The sequence below is a fragment of the Armatimonas sp. genome, assembly GCF_043760365.1.
Lineage (GTDB): Bacteria > Armatimonadota > Armatimonadia > Armatimonadales > Armatimonadaceae > Armatimonas.
On sequence record NZ_JAYUPA010000143.1, the window covers coordinates 1 to 2,215 of the forward strand.

Consider the following 2,215-nt stretch of genomic DNA (forward strand, 5'->3'; position numbering starts at 1 on the left):
ATCACAATCGGGGGAGAGCAGAGGTTTTCGGCCAATACGGCCACGATGCAGGCAAGCTGGAAGGCGGTGCCCAAGCCCGCTGAGAGCTCCTCTGAGTTGGTCGCGTTTGACTCCCCCCCGGAGATCAGTGCACCACAATTTCCTCTCTTTCGTGGGGTAATCAATGGCCCGGAGCTGACACCGTTTCTGGAGATTCTCGGGCAGACACTGGGGCTCCTCGTGCTGGGAATTATCACCGTATTGCTTGGTCACAGAGCACTCCCCCCCCGAACCCGCACTTTGCGCCTCGTGTCTGCCTGCCTGCGGGAACGCGCCCCCTTGCCACAGTCAGAGAGCACGGAGCGCCGCTACGCTTTCGGTGGGCTGGGCGTTTTATTGCTGGCGCTTGTGGCCCTCGTTCACGGCAAGCGCTACGGTTTCGTGCACGACGACAACATCACACAGTTCTTCCCCGTGATCCTACAAGGCTGCAAGAGCCTACTAGACCATGGAATATTCCCAACCTACAACCCCTACCAGCTCATGGGAAGCCCTACAACAACCATCGGAACCTACGCACTTACCTACCCGCCTACTTATCTGGCCTATGCAGTTGCAAACTATATTCTTAGAGATCGCTATCTAACACTGGACATCTTTGTGCTTCTGCATCTGGTGCTGGGCTATCTGGCAACCTTTACACTCGCACGGCGCATTGGGCTACGAAGCTCGCTGGCAATGACGGCAGCCCTCAGTTTTGTTCTGTGCGGCTACTTTTGTGTCTATACAAGGTGCTGGTTCTACATGGCTCCGGTGGCGCTCTGGACGCCGTTGCTATTGCTGCAACTACAGCGCCTCACCAACACAAACCCACTTTCCTGGCGCTGGGCTGCAGGCACAGGAATCGTGATCGGTCTGTACTTTCACGCGGGAAATGCACAGATGTGGAGCTACACGCTCTTGCTGGGTGCAGCTCTCGTGCTCCTCTGGAAACTAACGGGAAGGCTGACACGAGGCCGCTTGCTCTGGGCACTCACAGCGCTACTCGTCGGACTTGCTCTCGCAGCTCCGCTACTGATCACACAGGCGGCAGAGGTCGTCGGGATTGACCGGGAAGCCAATGTCAAGACGGGAACACTGCGGGGCTTTGTAGCACTGCTCTTGCCCTCGCCACTGGTGCAGGTTGCACATCCTGGAATTGAGCCTGGGGCACCAAAAGTCTGGAACCATCTTTTCAACTTCGCTCCACTGTATTTCTGTAGCCCGGTCTTTCTGGGAGCGGGACTTCTCGCTCTGGCGTCACTTTTTACTTTTCGCTGGAACCGCCGCTGCGTGGGAGCGAATGCGTGGCTTCTGTGCGGCAGTCTGGCACTCGTGCTCAGCCTTGGGGAGAACGGCGGATTGGCGCAGCTCTTTGCCCAGCTTCCTGGATTCAATAAGTTCCAGCACTGGTGGAAGTTCTTGCCCTTTGTCGCGTTGTTCTTCGCACTGGGCGGAGGAATTATTATCGAGCGTGGGCTACAAATCACAGGCAGGGGGCGACAGGCCGAGCAGTGGATGACAGCTCTTATCCCGACCCTGCTGGTCTACAACGCCTTTATCTCCCAGCCTGTGATGACGATTCCCGATAAACCCTATCCACCGTTGCCTTCTGCCGTGCGGGCACTCGTTCTAAATCCGAAGGACCCGCAGCAGCGCAGTATGGCCCTTGCACCGTGGCTACCGGAGTGGGGAGAGCCTGGCCTTGTCGGGAGCCTGAGCCAGAACTTTGCCACGGTCTATGGTGTCCCGATGCTGGAGGGCTACGATCCGCTGGTGGAGAAGACCCCACTCAATGTCCGACTGAAAGACCGGCTCTATAGGAGCACCACATTCAAAAGGGTACGACAAGACTTCGATCCGATTCCGACCATGGAGCCCCTGACGGCTCTCCATCGCTACGGTGTCCGCTGGGTCTTTCTCACCGAGGGACATGAGGAGCTTAAGGGAACTCACGCGCTTGATCAAGCAATCATTACACAGACGCGTCCCCGGCTCCGCTTGCCGCACACAACCATTCTTGAACTCTCAGGCAGTGACCCTCTTGCTTTTGTAGAAGGCATTCCCGAGCACCCACTCCCGATCACCTTCGATGCAACAGGGGCGCAAGTAGAGCTGGGCAAGCTCAGGGAAAGCAGCACGGTGGTCGTGAATCTCTTAGCCAGAGAGCGACTGCATGCCTTTTTGGATGGAAAAC

General features: G+C 57.2%; 1 protein-coding gene. It reads left to right on the plus strand.

From position 1 onward, the window contains the following. On the plus strand, window positions 1–2,215 hold a 2,215-nt coding region (locus ACH2EH_RS03685; protein WP_395139081.1), incomplete at both ends, for a hypothetical protein.